Consider the following 18,115-nt stretch of genomic DNA (forward strand, 5'->3'; position numbering starts at 1 on the left):
AATCATCGCAACGGCTTATTTATTTGGGAAAGTACGCAAAGGCTTTATGCCTTATTCCTATACGGGACAAATCTTAGTTTTCACCGACGCCGCTCAAACTATTTCTTTTGATGCGATGGTGCAAGAACAGCAACAAGTAAGTGATGTATTACTTAAAAATCCTAATATAGATTCATTTTTTTCTGCCGTAGGTGTTTCAGGTAGAAACTCTGCCGTAAATCAGGATACGATTTTGATTAGCTTAAAACCTCGTGATCAAAGAATAGGAGCTGACGCCGTTATAGATCAGTTACGTTCAAAACTAAATCATTTAGTAGGTTTAAGGGTATATATCCAGAACGTACCTACTATTACGATCGACGGACCAGCAACCAAAAGCCAATATCAATATACTATGCAAGAACTCGATCAAGATGTGCTATTTAGCTTTGCACCGAAATTAAAGGACAAGCTCGCACGACTGCCAGGTTTTATTAACGTAACTTCGGATTGACAAATAGCACAGCCATAAACTTTAGTGCAGATTGATAGATATAAGGCTGCAAAACTCGGTATATCAGTCGAGCACGTCCAGAATATCTTATATGCAGCTTACGGTGCTGAGCAGATTTCCACATTATATACCCCAACAGCTCAATATGACGTTATTTTAGAGCTAGATCCTAAATATCAAACAGATTCATCAATGTTATCTTTAGTCAATATTAACTCCACAAGCGACAATTTAGTAACGCTAACTACCCTTGCTAAAATTGTTAACACTATTGGCCCGCTTAGTATTTCACATTTCGGGCAATTACCTTCAGTTATGGTACCATTTAACCTGCAAGATGGATATTCAATTAGTAATGCCGTTCCAAAAGTTAATCAAGCAATAAGAGAGTTACAAATGCTGGCTACGATTACGGGAAGCTTCCAAGGAACAGTTCAGGCATGTCAGTCGTCTTTTTCCGATCTTGGCTTATTGCTTGGACTTGCCGTTATAGTTATTCACATCATCCTTGGCATGTTATATGAAAGTTTTGTGCATCCTATAACTATACTTTTAGGACTACCTACCGCTATATTGGGAGCATTACTCGCTCTACTAATATTTAATAGCGAACTTGATATGTACAGATTTGTCGGACTTATAATGTTAATCGGTATAGTGAAGAAAAACGCTATCATGATTATCGATTTTGCCTTAGAACTTGAGAGAACTGGCAATCAATCTTCAGCATGAAGCAATTTATGAAGCATGTATAATACGATTCAGACCGATTATGATGACTACCCTAGCTGCCTTAATGAAAACTATGCCTATTGCGCTTGGAGTCGGAGCAACAAGAACAGAGAGAAGATCACTAGGACCTGCAGTAGTGGGAGGTTTACTCACACATTGTAATTACTTACTCTTTATACATCACACCGATAATTTGCCTATATTTAACAACAGCTAAGAAATGGTTAAAGCATAGCAATTATAAAGCTGAAATTAGAAACTATCCGGAATTAAATTGGAAATCTTAATGTTGTTGTATGGCGCGAGAAACTCGTTCGGCGTTATACCGTGGCTTGACTACGATATCCAGAAAATAACTAAAAATACTAATAATATTAGTATTTTTGACTAGCTCCCGTGGACAAGCTACGGCGTGACAGTGGTATCAAGCGTGTTCAGTATTCGGCATCGTGTTCTCTTCTCCAGTAACCGTAACTTCATCACTATCATAATTAAATGTGTCCGTTGTAGAAGGAGTAGACGGTACAGGCGATGTGCTTACTAACTCATAAGACTTTTGATCTAAATAGTCTCTTACTTCTCGTTTACCAAGCAATTCCATAGCATCATTTTTATTCCTTTCTTTTTTATATATGCTTCAGGAACATATGCCTTAATATATTCCATATCAGATGCGTTTTTTAATAAATAAGGTGGTACAAATTCTAGTATGTTCTTACCGCTTCTTTTATAATTAGCAAATGAGTAAGCAACACAAATACCATAGTCATTTAATAAATGCTTGTGTCTTGTCTGTTGAATGTTGTTTTGCAGATTCCACAGCTCTTAAAGCATATAATATCTGTTCTCTTGTTGCTTGAATAGAAACATCATCTGAAGCCATACCGTAAGCTTTTTCAAGCTCTTGATCTTTAAAAATGTAATTTTTTTGTTAATTCTTTTATTTCAGTAACAATAGGGTTTTGAAGAGGGTTTTGCAGGCCTTTTATAAAGGTAAGACTAGCAGTACTTGCTGAGAGTTTACTTTTCATAATATACCTATTAATAAATTTAACATATTTCTATATTCAAATATTAATTTTTATTAATAAATAATAAACCTATTGGTAGTGATAAATATATCATATTAGAGATTGCTGTATATATCTAAAGACTGGAGATTTCTGCTTTTAGCTAAGAATAGGCTTATTATATCGAACAAGCATTACTGCCGTTATCATCATCTTCAAGGATAAATTTTTGCTTTACCTTAGAATTGTTATTATACGGCTTACTATTTTTTACCGGTGGATAATTTACAGACTCATAATTTGTAACGGGCGGAGCATAATTTTGATTTACTACAGCATTTGGACAAGTATATTTTGATATATCACGCTTAGTTTCTCTAAGCATGGCTTTTATCTGATTTAATTCCTCTTGTATCTTTTTTTCTTTATCGCTATCGTCTTTTCTAACCTTTTTATTCGCTCTACTTAAAGTCATATCATCATCGGATTCAGCGAAACCGGCTTCTGCTTTTTGCCTTGCTATATCCCTTTTAATCATCTTAAGATACATTTCACGATTTCTCTTTACAGGATCGATTCTTTCTCCTCTTAAAGGACTATCACTATCATAGTCATCATCGTTATCATAATCAAGATTATCTTCTACTATATTCTTTTTAGCCAAAGTAATATATTTATTATTATATAAAGGTTTTCTCTTGCCGCCTTTAGCACCTTTGCTATCAACCAATCTGTTATTTGCTGATCTTTGAAAATAGCTTCTAAAATTATCTGTACAAGCTGAAAGTAAAAACATTCCTAAAAATAATATTATAATTTTTTTTAACATATATTTATATTATTCCAAAACTTTTATTAGACTTCCTGTACAACTTAGCTAATAAGGAGGAATTTGTAGAAGACACGGAACACAGCACTGCAGCGTACGCTTTGGTACGTGAGGATACGAGTAACGGATCGACGCACAAATTACCCTTAGAAGCAAGTTATGCAGAAAGTCTAATATGATTAATGCCACATAATAGCCAAACTTGCAAGAATAAAGAGCCAAACTGCTATGTGCTTAATTAAATTATTGTTATTCTGAGGTATTTTTGGTCTTGTTGTATGTCTCCACCCCGTCATTACAAACGACTAAAAGGAGCGTGGCAATCTCAGGACTTTAGCACGAGATTGCTTCGTCAAAACTTACAGTCTTTCCTCGCAATGACGGAAAACAAAATCTAAATCACCTCTTCTATTAGGTTACTTAATAGCTTATGCCCTTCTTTTCTTCTTTTTAATAAATTTTGTGAAGCATCCTCTAATATTTTTGGATTACTTATCAACTCGAGTATTTTATCTGCTAATTTTCCTGCAGAAATATTATTCTGCTCTAAACACCATCCTGTTTTTTCATCTTCCAATAATTGTGCATTGTAATATTGATGATTATCCGCAGCACTAGGCAGTGGAATAAAGATTGCCGGCAACCCTATATAGGTCAATTCTTCTATAGTAGATGCTCCTGCTCTTGAAATCACTAAATCGGCTTCTTTATATTGCAATGCCATATTATCAAAAAATTCAGCAAATTCATAGGTAATGTTTAATTTCGAGTATATATCTTTTATTTTTACTTGATCATCTAATGCCGCTTGCTGGATTATATTTAATTCAAGACTTGGCTGTTTTTGCATCAAAATTTGGATACTTGCAGGTATCAGCTCTGAAAATAACTTAGCTCCTTGACTACCGCCAAAGATGAATATTGTAAAAAGCTTGTCATTCCGTGGCTTAACCACGGAGTCCAGTGCTTTTATTAAAGACTTTTTGGACCCCGTGGTCAAGCCACGGGACGACATTTCTATAACCTTTAATTCCCTAATATTCTCTCTAACTACCCCACCGGTAACTACTATTTTACTTTTTGCAAATTCCGGTAAATTCTTTATTTTTTCATAAGAAATAGCTATCTTTTTAGCAAAGCTTGCAAAAAATTTATTAACTTTTCCAAGGTAAGAATTCTGTTCATGAATTATAATCGGTACTCTTAAAAAAATTGCCGCAAACATTGGAGCTATAACAGGATAACCGCCAAACCCTACAGTAACGGAAGGCTTCATATTATATAATAATTTAATAGCCTTTAAAACTGCAATTGATAACCTAGGTAAAAACAAGAAAATATTACCTGAGCGTTTTAAATCTAGGATATGAAAAATTACTTTCATATCCTGCTTTATATATTGTTTGCATCTTAAATCAGTAATAAAATGAACTTCATAGCCACGTTTGATTAATTCTTCTCCAAGAGCAACTGCCGGAAAAAAATGTCCCCCCGTCCCTCCTGCTACCAAAATGATTTTTTTCATATTTCAATATTACGAATTTTGTACGAATTTAACGGCGTTCGGTATCTTGTAAAGCCAAGAAGCATACCGGTAGCGATAGCTATTGCAAGCGTTGAAGAACCACCGTAACTAATAAACGGTAATGTCATACCTTTAGTAGGCAGTAAATGTAAAGTCACACCCATATTAATTATTGCCTGAAGCCCTAATTGTGCAATTATACCGCTAGCAGCGAATTGTACAAATTTATCTGTTTCGTTTAATAACTTAATAAGACTTCTTAATACTATAAAAGCAAATATACCTATAACAATAAGGCAAATAATAGCTCCAAACTCCTCACCTGCTACAGCAAAAATAAAATCCGTATGCGAGTCGGGTAGTACCTGCTTGACTGCCCCCTCCCCTGGACCTCGTCCATATAACCCGCCATGCTCAAACGCCTTAAGAGACTTACTAACTTGATAATTCTCGCTACTATCTGGATCTAAAAACGAATTAATTCTTTGCGTTACGTGCGGTAACCAAAAATAAGCAATAGTTACTCCTATCATTCCTAAAAAACCGGCTAAAACAATCCAAAATATCGGCATACCCGCAATAAACAGTTGAATACCAAAAACTGCCGTAATCATTACAAGCATTCCAAAATCCGGCTGAATAATTAAGAGAATAGCAACAATAGAATAAAGTATTACACAAATCGTAAAACTTGGAAAATCATCATTAAATTTTAGCGATAATATCCAGCCCGTAACAACTGCAAAAAACGGTTTGATAAATTCCGAAGGTTGAATAGATAGACCTAGAATATTAATCCATCGCACTGCGCCTTTTACTTCATAGCCAAAAAATTTAACTGCTATTAATAAAACTATACTAGCAATAAATCCAATTATTGCAAAACGCCTTAACCATTTTTTATTAAGACATGAAAATAATAATATAAGTCCTGAAGCGGCAGCTAAATAAAATATTTGTCTAGATGCAAAATAACTTTCTTCAAGACCTATTCTACTTGCTACTGCTGAACCTGAGGTAGTCACAAGCATTAGACTAAAAGCAAATAAGATAATTAAAGAAATTATTATTTGCCTATCGGTACTCCGCCACCATAATTTTATAAAGTTATTAGATATTTCGTTATGCATATTATAGTTATTCAATTATGGCTATATTTATAATGTTATTGCATGGATCGGAAAACACCCTCGATGTCACTCCGTGGCTTGACCACGGTATCCAGAAAAACAATAAAAAATACTAATATTATTTAGTATTTTTAACTAGACCCCGTGGTCAAGCCACGGAGTGACAGGATACTACACAATTTTATAAACAACTCGCCACGCTCTTCAAAATTTTTAAACTGATCATATGAGCTACAACTAGGTGCTAACAAGATATTTTTTACCTCCGCGTTATCACCTACTGCATCCTTATAAGCAAGATCGAAAGCCTGCTCAAGATTATCACATATTACAAAATCTACTATATTCTTAGCAGTATTTGCAAATATTTCTTTAGCTTGACCATAAAAATAAGCTTTCTTAATGTGACTGAAATAAGGCTTTATTTCCTCAATACCACCCTCTTTAGGAATTCCTCCCGCAAGCCAGTAAATATTATCGAGTGCTTTAATTGATTGCACGGCAGATATGGCATTTGTCGCTTTACTATCATTGTAAAAACTTATATTATTTATACTACCGATATATTGCATTCTATGAGGTAAACTTTGAAAACTACTTATAGATTCAAGTATTTTTTTAGGTTCTACTCCTATTATTTTAGCTACTGCATAACTTGCTGCAATATTCTCACAATTATGAACTCCTTGCAGGTTTTTATTAAAAGGTACAGCATAATGCATAAAGCTTGATACAAGCGAATTTTGCAGGTCTTGCCTGTGCTTACGTATTTTTATACACTCCGGCTCCGCAGGCTCACCTTGAAATTCATCTTGTCTAAAACTTTCTGAATTATGCTGTAATTCAAAACTTATATCATCAAAAAAATTAGCGCTAATTTTATCATCAACTACCGAAATACCGTTTTCAAGAATTTGAGCAACCGAAAAAGGAATTAGCTTTATACGCTGCTCTTGCTGCAATTTTATAAAGACTTCACGACAATAATCATTATCGATATTAATTACCGCATAACTCTCTTGATCCATTCGATCAAAGATCTTAGATTTTGCGGCAATATAGCAGGTCATATCCTGATGTCTATCTAAATGGTCGGGAGTTATATTAAGAAGCACGGCTATTTTAGCTGTAAAGGTTTTTACTAGATCTAGCTGAAAAGAAGACAATTCAAGTACATATCCATCCTTACTTGCTTTAGCTTGCAAAGCAGAAACTCCAATATTACCGGCAACCGGATAGTCTAAACCGCTACTATTTAAGATATGGCTTATTAAAGCAGTAGTAGTACTTTTACCGTTTGTACCGGTTATAGCTATAAATTTTAAGTTTTTTGATTTTGCAAATAATAAGTCTATATCGGAAGTGATTGGAATATTAAAACTTTTTGCAATATTGACTATCTCATGCGTTAAAGGAATTCCAGGACTTAAGACAATTGTATCTAAATTTTGCCATCTTGAATCAGATAAAGCAACGATAACGGTTTTACTATATAATTCTTCAAATATATCTCTATTTGCTTTTAAATCATCATAAACAATTACATCATATTTATTTTGCAATTCCTCGTAAACCGATATACCGGTTTTACCAAGCCCAAAAACACCTATTTTTTGTTTTGTATGAGAATTCATGAATTAATTTGAAAAAACATTGCAGTCTTAGTATTCAAGAACAGGTATACTTGATCAACTTCAAAAAGAACAAGGAGTTTACAAGTCGAGGAGCGGAGCATATACTTAATACGTAAGCACCACAGATCTTGTAAAACGACGTAGCCAATTTTTGAAGTTAATCAAGTATACTAATGCATGTCCTGCATTAATGCTTGTTCACCTTCATTAAATTCACCTTGTCCTTTTACATTACTGTAAGTTGTTTTGCTATGCCCAGGATCAGGTAAATAATAATGAGGCGGAACTTCTAGTGCTTTAGCACGCTGTACTTGATACTCATTAGGTCCAACTGTTGATATACCTACGGTTTCTTTTAACTTTTTACTACAAGCAGAAGTAATTAATAAAACAGTAAATAATACAAAAATCTTTTTCACTTAAACACCTATAAATTAAAATTATAATAGCCTCCTTGCAAAATGAACTTCTAGAGGTAATTTGTACGTTAATCCGGTACTTGAATCCTCACGTAGGTCTACTACGCTACGGTTCTGCGTTCTGTGTTTCCTTCAAATTCCTCTCTATAAGTTTAATTTTGCAAGGAGGCTATTTTATCGTTACCACCCTTATCGGTATTACGAATTTTTTCAGCCATAGCTTCAATTTGAGCATTATCATAATTCCCTTTAGCCTTTTCTTCAATAACTTTTTTAGTACTATAATAATCTTCTATTAAGATAATTACTCCTATTGTAATAAAGCAATCAGCTAAATTAAATACGGGGAAGCTATAATTTTGATAATGAAAATGGATGAAGTCAAAAACTGCTCCTCTAAAAAATCTATCAATTAGATTACCAACAGCTCCGCCGATTACAAAGCTATAACCGGCAAAGCTTCCGATCGTTTTTGAACGTATCATCAAATAATATAAATAACAGACAATAATCGTGTTCGTTATTAAGAAAATAGCATTGCTATATTGATAATATTCACGCATTAGACCAAAGCTAATACCGTAATTCCAAGTATAAACCATATTTAAGAAAGAAGTAACCTTAAGCATTAAGCCCGGCTTCCATCTCAAATTATCAATAAACCACCATTTACTTAACTGATCAATAATCACTAAGGTTATTATTATACGACTACTACGAGCAAATGTGAGATATAGTTTTTTTAATAGTGGGAGCATAATTGTAAATGTCATTCCCGCGAAAGCGGGAATCCAGAAAAAATAACCTTAATATTAATACAAAATTATATATTTGATAAAATAAATCTATAAAAAACAAGTTTTTTATAGATTTTACTAGATTCCCGCTTTCGCGGGAATGACATAAGAGTCGTACAACACCAAGTTGATTACGGTATGACAAGGATTCACTCTACAATGAAACTGTGGCTGCTTTATCAGCTTGCAATTCCTTATCAAGCTTAACACTTAAAGTTTTTATTTCTTTTTTAAATTGTTTAAATTTCTCTAAATTTTTTCCGTTTAATTCTATACCCGGTGTTGTTTTAACTGACATAGGATTAACATGTTTGCCATCAATTTTAACTTCATAATGTAAATGTGGAGCTGTAGCTCTGCCGGTACTTCCGACATATGCGATGATTTGTCCTTGTTTTACGATACTTCCCACTTTTAAATTTTTTGCAAAATTTGAAGCATGCGCATAAGCAGTAGATAGCGTACCGCTATGTTTTACCTGAATAAATTTTCCATAACCCGACTTCCAACCTATTTCTGTTATAACTCCGTTTCCTGCGGAATATATAGGCGTACCGGTTGGAGCTGCAAAGTCAACCCCCCTATGCATTTTAGTATAACCGAGTATCGGATGCTTTCTATTACCGTAATGTGAAGAAACTTTTATAACTTTTAGCGGAGTTTTAAGTAAGCTTCTTTTTACGCTTTTACCGTCTTCGGAAAAAAATGCATGATTATTTGTGTTATTGTCATGAGAATAACGATATATATTATATTCTTTCCCTGAAAGATTTAATGAAACATATAGAATTTTACCGTGGTGGGAAAATTTACCATCTTCCGTTACGTATTTTTCCGTTATTACGGTTGCAGTATCACCGCGTTTTATTTGACGCTGAAAATCGATTTGATAAGCATAAGCATTAATCAGCTCTATTATACTGTTATCCGATAAGCCCAGTTTTTTAAGAGCTGACATAAAATTTGCCTCAATACTTACCGACGATTTAGCAACTTTTTTACTTAAAGGTACTACAATTTCTTCAACTTTAAAATTATCACCTTCTCTAATTATTTCAATAGTTTTTAGCTTATCGATAACTATAACGATTTTATTTAAGAATGCTACCTCTGAGGTTAAATCTTCATCCTCGTTTTCGATAATTTTTGTTTCATATTCAAAAGTAATTTGCTGCCCTATTTTAAGAGCAGAAGATAATTTTCCCTCCTTTATTAAACTTACAATTTTGTCTATTTCATTTTTAGGGATATGTTGTTCTATCAAAATTGACTTTATAGTATCGCCTTTTTTTACTACTACTTCTTTAAATGAAATTGTTTCTTCTGCACTACTATCAGGTTGTACTAAAGTTATGGATAAAGTGTTGTTAACATAATTATTAACAGCAAAAGAGACAAAAACAACTAATCCTATAAATAATAATAAGGAGGCAGAGGTGAGGATTTTCCTGAGACGTGCACTAATAAAAGATGATGGTAATATGCCATTAAAATCATAAGATAGTGCGGTATCATTCATTAAAATTGCTCTGAAGATTATTTGAATCAATTTTTCATTACTAGTAATAATATGAACTATATACAAACAAATTACAATAGAAAATTGTAAAATTTTGTTTTATTTCTGTCTTAATTAGTTTTTTATTGATTAAAATTTAATTTTTTATATAAGTTAATTTTTATTAACTTATATAGATAAATATTATGCCTAGACTTTTCCTATTTGTATTAATTTTTTATTAATTTTTATAAATCTTATGTCCTGCTCATCTAGCTATAATACTGTCAAATTACCCAAAATAGAATATTATGAGAATATTTCTTTAAATAAAAACTGTCCTATAAATAGTGAAATAGTTCTAGTAGGCGGTTGTTTTGATTTATTACATTACGGTCATATAGAATTTCTACGCAAAGCTAAAAAACACGGTAAATACTTAATCGTTGCTTTAGAGCCGGATGAAACAATTATTAAATATAAAAAACGTCAACCTATCCATAATCAATTACAACGAGCAAAAATTTTAAGTTCTTTCACATTTGTTGATAAAGTACTTATATTACCTAAACTAAAAGATTTTAATGATTATGCTCGGTTAGTGCAAAATATTTGTCCTTCTGTAATCGCCGTAACAAAGCACGATCCTCAGTTAATAAATCAATTCAAGCAAAATTAAGAAATGCGAAAGTAATAGAAGTTATTGACTTACTGCAAAATCCTAATATAGGTACACTTTCTAGCTCAAATATTATTAAAAATATGTAGTTTTTACAAAAATTTATCGATTTTTACTTTAATCAAACTGTATATACATTTATATTAAATGTAAATAACTTTATATGTGCTATGAAAAATATTATTAGACATCTTTCCAAACCAGCTTATAGAGAGGAATTTAAAGAAGACACTTCCCCTCGAACCGCAGAGTACAAAAGTGTAAGTGAGGATTCGAGTACCGGATTGACGTATACATTACCTCCAAAAGCGAAATTTGGAAAAATGTCTATTGCTTTAATTTGTTTTTTGATTGTTAGCAGTAATTGCTTTGCTTCCGAGCCGTTACCTTGGCAAGTAACGTTCCAGCCGCCGGCAAGTCCGGTTATGGAGGAATTACATCATTTTCATAATTTTCTGCTTTATATCTCAACAGCTATTGTTTTATTTGTTGCCGGATTACTTGGCTTTGTATGCATCAGATTTAATGCAAAAAATAATCCCGTACCGGCAAAATTTTCACATAATGTTTTAATAGAAATAATTTGGACTGTAATACCTATAATAATTTTAATTATTATTGCAGTGCCATCTTTTAAAATATTGCGTCATGCCGAAAAAATACCCGAAACGGATTTAACTATTAAAGTAGTAGGTTATCAATGGTATTGGCATTATATATATCCTGATCATGATAATTTAGAATTTGATAGCATAATGATCTCTGATGAGAATTTAAAACCTAACCACAAAAGATTATTAGACGTTGATAATCGCATTGTTATCCCTGAAAATGCTACCGTAAGGTTTCTCATTACCGCAGGTGACGTAATACATAGTTTTGCCGTTCCATCACTTGGATTTAAAATAGACGCAGTCCCAGGCAGAATAAACGAAACCTGGACAAGAGTGGCTAAAAAAGGCGTATATTACGGACAATGCTCCGAACTATGCGGCATCCATCACGGCTTCATGCCGATTGCTATAGAAGTAGTAAGTAAAGAGGATTTCGACAATTGGATTGCAAGCAAGAATAAGACTGCTATGAATGGCAAGAAGCCAAAATTGGTAGCTAACTAATTATATTTAGAAGTTCTATGGAAAATTATAATACAAAAATATCTGAACTAGATAAATTACTCAACGATATAACCGATTCTAATCGACATCAAGAAATTATTAAGTAGTGATGATTCAGCAGGTAAAGAATCATGGTAATTTATAACGCAAGTATTTTATAAACTAAAACTATTACTTTAAATTTTTTAATATATGACTAACCACAATAACCCTTATCCCCATCTTTTTCCTAAACAAGCAAAAGAAACGATATTTTTAAAACATTTTATCCATAATCTAAATATAATAGTCGGAGATTACACTTATTACAATGACGCTAATCACCCTGAGAAATTTGAATATGAAAATGTTAGAGGAGCTTATTTTGTTAAATTGATTATAGGAAAATTTTGTGCTATTGCTATGGGTACTAGTATAGTATTGTTGTCGGTAATCCTGCAAAGATATAGATTTCCTGATGAGATAGTTGAGCAATTACTTGAAATTCAATGGTGGGATTGGGATTATGATAAAATCACTCGGAATATTCCGGCAATTGTTGGAGCAGATATCGAACAATTAAAACAGGCAGAATAATAATTATGGATATAACTACTACCGAAATTTATCACGATGGCCACCACACCCCACACGGTTGGAGGCGATGGCTTTTTTCTACCAATCACAAAGATATCGGCATTATGTATATCATATTTGCCGTTTTTGCCGGAATTGTCGGAGGTTTGTTTTCACTGCTTTTTAGGTTAGAGCTTGCAATGCCCGGCGGCACTTTCTTAAATCATGATTTCCAGCTATATAACGCGCTTATCACAGCACATGCGGTTATTATGGTATTCTTTATGATTATGCCGGCTTTGTTCGGTGGCTTTGGTAACTATTTCGTACCTCTGTTAATAGGGGCTCCCGATATGGCATTTCCACGCCTTAACAATATCAGTTTTTGGCTACTAGTGCCTGCTTTTCTTTTACTTATGGGATCAGCTTTTGTTGACGGTGGGCCAGGAACGGGCTGGACGCTCTACCCTCCTTTAAGTAATTTAAGCGGTCACCCCGGTGCAGCCGTTGATATGGCTATTTTCAGTTTACATTTAACCGGTCTATCGTCAATCCTTGGATCAATTAACTTAATCGTTACTATCTTTAATATGAGAGCTCCGGGAATGGGCCTTTTCAAGATGCCGTTATTCGTTTGGTCTATTTTAGTTACCGCATTTCTAATAATTCTTGCGATGCCGGTACTTGGTGGAGCTATTACTATGCTACTTACAGATCGTAATTTTGGAACTACTTTCTTTAAGCCTGACGGCGGCGGTGATCCTGTATTATTTCAGCATCTATTTTGGTTCTTCGGTCATCCTGAAGTATATATCGTAATACTTCCAGGCTTTGGTATAATAAGTCAAGTTATTTCAACTTTTTCACGCAAACCTATATTCGGCTATCAAGGTATGATCGGGGCTATGGTGATCATAGGCTTTGTTGGATTTATCGTATGGGCTCACCATATGTTTACTGTTGGGCTTTCTTATAATGCACTTATATATTTCACTGCCGGAACGATGATTATAGCAGTTCCGACGGGTATTAAAATATTTAGCTGGATAGCGACTATGTGGGGTGGTTCGATTACATTCCCAACTCCTATGCTATTTTCGATAGGATTTATTATATTATTCACGATCGGCGGCGTAACCGGCATAATCCTATCAAATTCGGCACTTGATAGAGTTCTGCATGATACATATTATGTTGTTGCACATTTCCATTATACGATGTCGCTCGGTGCTTTATTTACGGCATTTGCAGGCTTTTATTATTGGTTTGGCAAAATATCTGGTAAACAATATCCGGACATTTTAGGCAAAATTCATTTTTGGATTACCTTTATAGGCGTTAATTTAACTTTCTTCCCGCAGCATTTCTTAGGTCTTGCGGGCATGCCAAGAAGAATACCGGACTACCCTGAAGCTTTCGCCGGCTGGAATATGGTTTCGTCGATAGGAGCAGGTATTTCTATGTTTGCTGCCCTTTATTTTGTATTTATCGTTTTCTATACGCTAAAATACGGCAAAGATTGTCCAAACAATCCTTGGGGAGAAGGAGCAAACACATTAGAGTGGACACTTACCTCACCACCACCGTTCCATACTTTTGAAACACCACCGCATATTGAGGGGTAATAGTGGCTTTGCTGCGTGGATGCCAAGTCATCATCATTACGAGGAGTTGCGTTAGCAACGACGCAGCAATCTCATAAGATAATATAAAAAAACTCCTGAGATTGGGCACGTCAGCATAAATGCTGGCTTGCAATGATAGGACCTTTATGAACTGTCCGGTACTATGAAGAATGACATAGCTGACAGAAAAATAATAAAATGATAATAAAATGATAATAAAATGTATAAAAAACCGATAATAGGTGTTACACCTGATTTAGCTCAAAATTGTGAAAAATATACTTACGCTGCTTTTCCATGGTACGCCTTGCGCAGAAACTATACCGATGCGATTATTGCAGCCGGCGGTGTACCGCTATTATTACCTTATCAAAGTGATACAATAAATCAGCTTATGGAACTTGTTGATGGTGTTGTAATGCCAGGCGGTGATGAGGACATACATCCTAAATTTTATGAGCCGGAATACGCCGAAGATATAGTAGTTTCCAATGAAGAACGTGATAATTTTGAGATATTAGTTTTAAAGAAAGCATTAGAGAGAGATATTCCGGTTTTAGGAATATGCCGAGGTATGCAGTTATTAAACGTTATTTTTAAGGGTACGCTTATTAAACATATTCCTGATTATATTGAAACTGTAATTAATCATACACAACCTTTGCCTAAAAACATCGTTTCGCATGCAATTAATATAGAAGCAAATACTAAACTTGCTAAAATAGCTAATAATCAGCTACAAACTATGGTTAATTCGACTCATCACCAGGCGGCTAAACAACTTGGTAATGATCTTATCGTATCTGCAACAGCAGAAGATGGTATAATTGAAGCCATTGAATCAACGAAACATAAATTTGTTATCGGCGTTCAATGGCATCCTGAATATCTTAACGATAATGGAGTAGATTTAGAATTATTTAAAGAATTCGTAAAAGTTAGTAAGTAAATATTAGTTTTTAACATCATTAGATGAACATATTACAAACGCTTTATTATATTCATATCCAAGCGGCCAACAACATACGGAATTTTTAGAGCATTCATATACGAAAGTAGAACCTCTACCATTGCCTTCTAGTTGATACTAACCATAAATTACAGGTCCACATTGTTCTTGCCAAGCAATTGAATATTTTACCCGATTATCTTGCACATCCCATTGTTGTAAACAGCCGCTAATAATACAATTCATTTCAGTCACAAATAGTTTAACCAATTTTTGTATTACCAAATCTTCTTGTTGTTCTACTTGTATATTATCACAATAAGCTATATGTGAGTTTAAATTATTAGCATAAGCTCGTAATATTATAGAGACTATAATAGTAAATAATATAATAAAAATTTTCATATGATACCTTATTTATTAAATTTAAATTAATATATTTAAAGATACTTAATAAGAAACTAATAATCAAATATTATTTATTGTACTATATTATCATTTTAAATAAGATTTCGGACCTTTGATCTGCTATATTATCGTCAAAAACATTATTTATGACTGCTGATTATTCTTTTTTGAAAAGTTTTGCTGAGTATATCATTGATAAATTAGGTAAAGATACAAAAGTTCAAATAATATTGCCTAATAATTTCTCATGCCTAGAATTAAAGAAGATTTTAACCGATAAATATAAAATTAAATTACCTATCATTATTCCTTTTAATTCTCTTATTTCAAAAAAAATCGATTCGGATTATATATCTAAAATAGAAGAATTACTTATTTTATCATCAATTATCACCGAATATAAAGAATTACCTTTGAATAAAAATGAATCATTAAAAGCTGCAGAACTTTTAAGAAAATTGTTTAATGATCTTATAATCAATAATATCGATATAAAATTAATTGAAGTCTATAACAATTCTAACTATTGGCAAAAGATTTATAAATTTCTAGAATATTGCTTTTTAAGATGGCAAGAAGAAATATCGTTTACTCAAAAACAAACTAAAGCAGTTTATAAATTAAAGCTATTACAAGAAGAAATAATAAAAATAAAAACAGGACATAAGCAGGTAATACTCGCCGGAATATTCAAGCCTAATGTTTTTTTTAAAAGATTTGAAGAAGAATTAAAGGATTACATAATTCACTATAATCCTGCCTCCAAGCAGATTAGCGATGGTATATCTTATTATGAACCTAATGACATTTATGAAGAAACTAAACAAATATCTTATATATGTAGCCGTAATAAAGACAGACGGATTGCAATCGTTACAAATAATAATAAGCTTAAAAGAGTATATTGTAATTTTTTAGACAAATATGAAGATCTACTAGGTAATGACTTAAGGCTTACTAATATAGGTGAATTACTAACGTCCATTATTAAAATATTATGTAATAATTTTGATTTAAAACTTCTATTTTTATTACTTAAAAATCCTTTAATTAACTGCCCTACTGTGCAACAGTTAGAGTTAATGCTATCTAATAAAAACCGTTTTATATCCTCACCGAAATATTTATTGCAATTACAATTTGATAATGAGGATATAAGAGAGTATTGCCGTAACTTAATAGATATTTTATTTACCGATACTCCACACAATATACAAGCTATTCTAACCTTAACTAAAGAAATAACTGAAAAACTTTTGCCTACTATTTGGGAAAAAGAAGGAGGAGCAGAACTACTTGAGTTTTTAACAAATTTAACTGCATATAGTAAATATATAAATTCAACGGATAAAAAGGATTTTCCTAAAATTTTTTCTTTTTTACTTTCTAATATCAAATATTACAAAAATACCGACGCTGCTAGTATTATTATAGGACGGCCTGAAGATTTAGCATTATGTGAATTTGACTTAATTATATTACCGCATTTTAATAATGAAAACTGGACACTTAGTGCTAAAGCTCACCCATGGCTTAGCAAGAAAGCATTGCAGATACTAAATATAGATTACGATGAAATTGCCCCTACTCTATATTCAAATTACTTCAATTTATTTCTACAAAATAAGCAAATAGTTATACTGAATGCTAAAAAATATGATGGGAAACTGTCAGTGCCGAGTAATTTATTTTTGAAGCTAGAAAAAGGTTCTGTGTCACCCCGTGACTTGATCACGGGTTCCAGTAATTATATGGATACCGTGGTCAAGCCACGGTATGACAAGAGTATTGAGATCCACAGCCCCTCTTTCCCAACCACCTTATCAGTAACCGAAATAGAAACATTAATAAGAAACCCATACGGTTTTTATGCTAAGAAAATTCTTGGACTACGTAAAAAAGATCATATATGGGAAGAACCTAAAATATCGGATTTCGGTAATTTGATTCATAAAGTTTTAGAGGAATATTCTAAAAATTACGACAAACAATATATTAATTTAAATTTGCTTGATAAACAAAATGCTTTAATAAATATCGGTAATCATATTTTATATAGCACTATTTTACCAAGCTACACAAAAAAAACTTGGCAAATAAAACTCACGGCTTTCAGCAAAGCTTTTATTTTATTTGATATAGAACGCCGAAAAAACTGCAAAGAAATCTATTTTGAAACTAAAGGGGAGTTACAGCTAAATATTGTAGGTCAAGATATAAAAATAATCGGTATAGCTGACCGAATTGAAATAAGTAAATCAAACAATATCACTATACTAGATTATAAGACCGGTACTATTCCGACTAAGAAAGAAATAGAGCTTGGACTCTCTCCGCAACTTATCATAGAAAGCTTGATGTTACTAGAAAACGGATTTACGAAATGTAATTCTCTATCCCTTTTATGTCATCCCCAGCCCCTTTTGTGTTATTCCCGCGAAAGCAGGAATCCAGTTATAAATAACAATATTACTATCGCCTACGTAAAAATAACTAGTACCGAACCTTATGTGCACACAACGGAAATAGCTTTAAGCATCGAGACTTTAAATAGACATAAAGCAGGATTAGTAAAATTACTTGAACATTATATTACAAATAAATTCTTTTCTTATGATTTGAATTTATCAAAGTATAATGATTATTTGCATTTGAGTCGATAGGCTAATTATGTCATTCCCGCCTACGCGGGAATATGACATAAACAAACCATG

Annotated in this window: 16 protein-coding genes and 4 pseudogenes; 10 read left to right on the forward strand and 10 right to left on the reverse strand. The window is 32.9% G+C overall.

Annotation, left to right across the window (positions count from 1 at the left end):
* Nucleotides 1-4: 4 nt before the first annotated feature.
* The 3 genes and pseudogenes from RSIB_RS10130 to RSIB_RS10575 form a co-directional block, all read left to right on the forward strand.
* Nucleotides 5-1,225: pseudogene (locus RSIB_RS10130) on the forward strand (efflux RND transporter permease subunit).
* Between the two features lie 40 nt (nt 1,226-1,265).
* Nucleotides 1,266-1,442 (forward strand): efflux RND transporter permease subunit, encoded by a 177-nt coding sequence (locus RSIB_RS10135; protein WP_032850855.1) that lies wholly within the window; start codon nt 1,266-1,268, stop codon nt 1,440-1,442.
* A 69-nt stretch (nt 1,443-1,511) separates the two neighbouring features.
* Nucleotides 1,512-1,613: pseudogene (locus RSIB_RS10575) on the forward strand (permease); the annotation flags it as partial.
* Between the two features lie 36 nt (nt 1,614-1,649).
* Here the strand turns inward: RSIB_RS10575 and RSIB_RS09035 are convergent.
* Nucleotides 1,650-1,826, reverse strand: a complete 177-nt coding sequence (locus RSIB_RS09035) for a hypothetical protein (protein ID WP_016728056.1) — start codon at nt 1,824-1,826, stop codon at nt 1,650-1,652.
* A gap of 587 nt (nt 1,827-2,413) precedes the next feature.
* Nucleotides 2,414-3,064 carry a hypothetical protein gene (locus RSIB_RS05000; RefSeq protein WP_004995821.1) on the reverse strand — a complete coding sequence of 217 codons (651 nt, stop codon included), beginning with the start codon at nt 3,062-3,064 and terminating at the stop codon, nt 2,414-2,416.
* Between the two features lie 11 nt (nt 3,065-3,075).
* Here RSIB_RS05000 and RSIB_RS07365 point away from each other — a divergent pair.
* A pseudogene (locus RSIB_RS07365) lies at nt 3,076-3,234 on the forward strand (palindromic element RPE1 domain-containing protein); the annotation flags it as partial.
* A 224-nt stretch (nt 3,235-3,458) separates the two neighbouring features.
* On the opposite strand, the gene murG reads toward RSIB_RS07365, so the two are convergent.
* From murG to RSIB_RS04970, 7 genes and pseudogenes are all read right to left on the reverse strand, one after another.
* Nucleotides 3,459-4,589, reverse strand: a complete 1,131-nt coding sequence (gene murG / locus RSIB_RS04995; protein WP_004995825.1) for an undecaprenyldiphospho-muramoylpentapeptide beta-N-acetylglucosaminyltransferase — start codon at nt 4,587-4,589, stop codon at nt 3,459-3,461.
* Complete coding sequence (ftsW, locus tag RSIB_RS04990; protein ID WP_004995826.1) at nt 4,586-5,719, reverse strand: putative lipid II flippase FtsW; 1,134 nt, start codon at nt 5,717-5,719, stop codon at nt 4,586-4,588. Before ftsW ends, murG begins: the two co-directional genes overlap by 4 nt.
* Nucleotides 5,720-5,850: 131 nt before the next feature.
* On the reverse strand, nt 5,851-7,353 hold the full coding sequence (gene murD, locus RSIB_RS04985; RefSeq protein ID WP_004995827.1) for a UDP-N-acetylmuramoyl-L-alanine--D-glutamate ligase: 1,503 nt from the start codon (nt 7,351-7,353) through the stop codon (nt 5,851-5,853).
* 170 nt (nt 7,354-7,523) lie between these two features.
* Nucleotides 7,524-7,772 carry a DUF3035 domain-containing protein gene (locus tag RSIB_RS04980; protein WP_004995830.1) on the reverse strand — a complete coding sequence of 83 codons (249 nt, stop codon included), beginning with the start codon at nt 7,770-7,772 and terminating at the stop codon, nt 7,524-7,526.
* Between the two features lie 33 nt (nt 7,773-7,805).
* A pseudogene (locus tag RSIB_RS08580) lies at nt 7,806-7,921 on the reverse strand (palindromic element RPE1 domain-containing protein); the annotation flags it as partial.
* Between the two features lie 3 nt (nt 7,922-7,924).
* Nucleotides 7,925-8,530: a signal peptidase II gene (gene lspA, locus RSIB_RS04975; RefSeq protein ID WP_004995831.1), complete on the reverse strand. Its 606-nt coding sequence runs from the start codon at nt 8,528-8,530 to the stop codon at nt 7,925-7,927.
* Nucleotides 8,531-8,723: 193 nt separating this feature from the next.
* On the reverse strand, nt 8,724-10,088 hold the full coding sequence (locus RSIB_RS04970; protein ID WP_004995834.1) for a M23 family metallopeptidase: 1,365 nt from the start codon (nt 10,086-10,088) through the stop codon (nt 8,724-8,726).
* Between the two features lie 238 nt (nt 10,089-10,326).
* On the opposite strand from RSIB_RS04970, the gene RSIB_RS06790 reads away from it, so the two are divergent.
* The 5 genes from RSIB_RS06790 (at nt 10,327) to RSIB_RS04950 (ending at nt 14,993) form a co-directional block, all read left to right on the forward strand.
* Nucleotides 10,327-10,746 carry an adenylyltransferase/cytidyltransferase family protein gene (locus RSIB_RS06790; protein ID WP_004995835.1) on the forward strand — a complete coding sequence of 140 codons (420 nt, stop codon included), beginning with the start codon at nt 10,327-10,329 and terminating at the stop codon, nt 10,744-10,746.
* A gap of 170 nt (nt 10,747-10,916) precedes the next feature.
* Nucleotides 10,917-11,864, forward strand: a complete 948-nt coding sequence (coxB, locus tag RSIB_RS04965; RefSeq protein ID WP_004995836.1) for a cytochrome c oxidase subunit II — start codon at nt 10,917-10,919, stop codon at nt 11,862-11,864.
* 192 nt (nt 11,865-12,056) lie between these two features.
* Complete coding sequence (locus RSIB_RS04960) at nt 12,057-12,440, forward strand: LbetaH domain-containing protein (protein WP_004995837.1); 384 nt, start codon at nt 12,057-12,059, stop codon at nt 12,438-12,440.
* Nucleotides 12,441-12,445: 5 nt separating this feature from the next.
* Nucleotides 12,446-14,044: a cytochrome c oxidase subunit I gene (gene ctaD, locus RSIB_RS04955; protein ID WP_004995838.1), complete on the forward strand. Its 1,599-nt coding sequence runs from the start codon at nt 12,446-12,448 to the stop codon at nt 14,042-14,044.
* A gap of 220 nt (nt 14,045-14,264) precedes the next feature.
* Nucleotides 14,265-14,993 (forward strand): gamma-glutamyl-gamma-aminobutyrate hydrolase family protein, encoded by a 729-nt coding sequence (locus RSIB_RS04950; protein WP_004995839.1) that lies wholly within the window; start codon nt 14,265-14,267, stop codon nt 14,991-14,993.
* A 138-nt stretch (nt 14,994-15,131) separates the two neighbouring features.
* Here RSIB_RS04950 and RSIB_RS04945 read toward each other — a convergent pair whose 3' ends face one another.
* Nucleotides 15,132-15,398: a hypothetical protein gene (locus RSIB_RS04945; protein ID WP_004995840.1), complete on the reverse strand. Its 267-nt coding sequence runs from the start codon at nt 15,396-15,398 to the stop codon at nt 15,132-15,134.
* Nucleotides 15,399-15,547: 149 nt separating this feature from the next.
* Here RSIB_RS04945 and RSIB_RS04940 point away from each other — a divergent pair, with 149 nt between their 5' ends.
* Entirely contained in the window at nt 15,548-18,064 is a 2,517-nt protein-coding gene (locus RSIB_RS04940) for a PD-(D/E)XK nuclease family protein (RefSeq protein WP_004995842.1), read from the forward strand.
* The last annotated feature ends 51 nt before the right edge of the window (nt 18,065-18,115 follow it).

The organism is Rickettsia sibirica 246, from assembly GCF_000166935.1.
In the GTDB taxonomy this organism is placed as follows: Bacteria; Pseudomonadota; Alphaproteobacteria; order Rickettsiales; family Rickettsiaceae; genus Rickettsia; species Rickettsia rickettsii.

What these genes read in the sequence shown, in the direction of transcription:
- RSIB_RS10135 (WP_032850855.1), top strand. Translation starts at nt 1,266, where the DNA reads ATGATGACTACCCTAGCTGCCTTAATGAAAACTATGCCTATTGCGCTT.
- RSIB_RS09035 (WP_016728056.1), bottom strand. Translation starts at nt 1,826, where the DNA reads ATGGAATTGCTTGGTAAACGAGAAGTAAGAGACTATTTAGATCAAAAG.
- RSIB_RS05000 (WP_004995821.1), bottom strand. Translation starts at nt 3,064, where the DNA reads ATGTTAAAAAAAATTATAATATTATTTTTAGGAATGTTTTTACTTTCA.
- murG (WP_004995825.1), bottom strand. Translation starts at nt 4,589, where the DNA reads ATGAAAAAAATCATTTTGGTAGCAGGAGGGACGGGGGGACATTTTTTT.
- ftsW (WP_004995826.1), bottom strand. Translation starts at nt 5,719, where the DNA reads ATGCATAACGAAATATCTAATAACTTTATAAAATTATGGTGGCGGAGT.
- murD (WP_004995827.1), bottom strand. Translation starts at nt 7,353, where the DNA reads ATGAATTCTCATACAAAACAAAAAATAGGTGTTTTTGGGCTTGGTAAA.
- lspA (WP_004995831.1), bottom strand. Translation starts at nt 8,530, where the DNA reads ATGCTCCCACTATTAAAAAAACTATATCTCACATTTGCTCGTAGTAGT.
- RSIB_RS04970 (WP_004995834.1), bottom strand. Translation starts at nt 10,088, where the DNA reads ATGAATGATACCGCACTATCTTATGATTTTAATGGCATATTACCATCA.
- RSIB_RS06790 (WP_004995835.1), top strand. Translation starts at nt 10,327, where the DNA reads ATGTCCTGCTCATCTAGCTATAATACTGTCAAATTACCCAAAATAGAA.
- coxB (WP_004995836.1), top strand. Translation starts at nt 10,917, where the DNA reads ATGAAAAATATTATTAGACATCTTTCCAAACCAGCTTATAGAGAGGAA.
- RSIB_RS04960 (WP_004995837.1), top strand. Translation starts at nt 12,057, where the DNA reads ATGACTAACCACAATAACCCTTATCCCCATCTTTTTCCTAAACAAGCA.
- ctaD (WP_004995838.1), top strand. Translation starts at nt 12,446, where the DNA reads ATGGATATAACTACTACCGAAATTTATCACGATGGCCACCACACCCCA.
- RSIB_RS04950 (WP_004995839.1), top strand. Translation starts at nt 14,265, where the DNA reads ATGTATAAAAAACCGATAATAGGTGTTACACCTGATTTAGCTCAAAAT.
- RSIB_RS04945 (WP_004995840.1), bottom strand. Translation starts at nt 15,398, where the DNA reads ATGAAAATTTTTATTATATTATTTACTATTATAGTCTCTATAATATTA.
- RSIB_RS04940 (WP_004995842.1), top strand. Translation starts at nt 15,548, where the DNA reads ATGACTGCTGATTATTCTTTTTTGAAAAGTTTTGCTGAGTATATCATT.